Here is a 1,224-nt window from a genome sequence, read left to right as displayed (position 1 = left end):
CGGGGCCGGCGCAGTGCAGCGGCCTGCCCGTGCGCCAATACAGCGAGGCCACGCTGGGCCAGCAGCTGCGCCGCGGCTTCCGGAAGCTGCGCTGCCGCACCGAAGACCACGAAACACCTTTCCACACCACCCAGAACTTTCTGTTTTGCTCGTTTCAGCGCCAGGGAGGTGCCCGTTTGTCCGCCTGAAGATTTGCGCCTTTATTTCATTGATTTATACTCTGTAATGCTTGATTTTTTGCAACAACCCTGGCCCTGGTACGTGGCCGGGCCACTCATCGGCCTCACGGTGCCGGCGCTGCTACTCGTGGGCAACAAGGCGCTGGGCATCAGCTCGGCGCTGCGCCACGTGTGCGCGGCCTGCGCGCCGGCCGGCATCCCGTTTCTGACTTATAACTGGCGGGCCGAAATCTGGAATCTGGTGTTCGTGCTCGGCATTGCGCTGGGCGGCTTCATTGGCTACCGGCTCATGGGCCACCCCGAGGTGGTGAACATCTCGGCCGCCACGGTGCGCGACCTCAAAGCCGAAATGCACCTCACCGATTTCCGCGGCCTGCTGCCGCGCGAGCTGTTTGCACTTGATAACCTGGCCAACTGGAAGGGCTGGGTGTTTCTGGTGCTGGGCGGCTTTCTGGTGGGGTTTGGCACGCGCTACGCGGGCGGCTGCACCTCGGGCCACGCCATTTCGGGGCTTTCGAACCTGCAATGGGTGTCGCTGGTGGCCGTAGTGGGCTTCTTCGCCGGAGGCCTGCTTATGACCTGGGTTATTTATCCGCTGCTGTTTTAGTTATTTGCCATGAAGTATGTTAAATACCTCGTGCTGGGCACCTTGTTCGGCATCATCCTCACCAAGAGCGAGGTTATCAGCTGGTTTCGGATTCAGGAAATGTTTCGGTTTCAGAGCTTCCATATGTACGGCGTCATCGGCTCGGCCATTGCGGTGGGTCTGGTTTCGATTCAGCTCATCAAGCGCAACCACTTGAAAACCATCACTGGCGAGCCCATCGTCATTGCCGATAAGCAGTTCAACCACGGCGTATGGATTGGGGGGCTGCTGTTTGGCCTGGGCTGGGCACTCACCGGTGCCTGCCCGGGGCCGATGTTTGCGCAGCTGGGCAGCGGCATCGGCGCGGCCGCCGTGCTGATTCTGGCCGCCCTGGCCGGCACCTGGACCTACAGCGCCCTGCGCGAGAAACTGCCTCACTAACGGCCACCGGCCCCCGCC

At 61.7% G+C, this 1,224-nt stretch carries 2 protein-coding genes and 1 pseudogene; all 3 read left to right on the top strand.

What is annotated here, in order from left to right; translation table 11 throughout:
- A pseudogene (locus tag ACYVDE_RS23370) lies at nt 1-188 on the top strand (SAM-dependent methyltransferase); the annotation flags it as partial.
- Between the two features lie 37 nt (nt 189-225).
- On the top strand, nt 226-786 hold the full coding sequence (locus ACYVDE_RS23365; protein ID WP_460503927.1) for a YeeE/YedE family protein: 561 nt from the start codon (nt 226-228) through the stop codon (nt 784-786).
- 9 nt (nt 787-795) lie between these two features.
- Nucleotides 796-1,206: a DUF6691 family protein gene (locus ACYVDE_RS23360; protein WP_460503926.1), complete on the top strand. Its 411-nt coding sequence runs from the start codon at nt 796-798 to the stop codon at nt 1,204-1,206.
- Nucleotides 1,207-1,224 lie beyond the last annotated feature (18 nt).

It is taken from the genome of Hymenobacter agri (genome assembly GCF_054778495.1).
The sequence above is the reverse complement of the archived record's forward strand: the minus strand, read 5'-3'. Positions and strand labels throughout refer to the sequence as shown.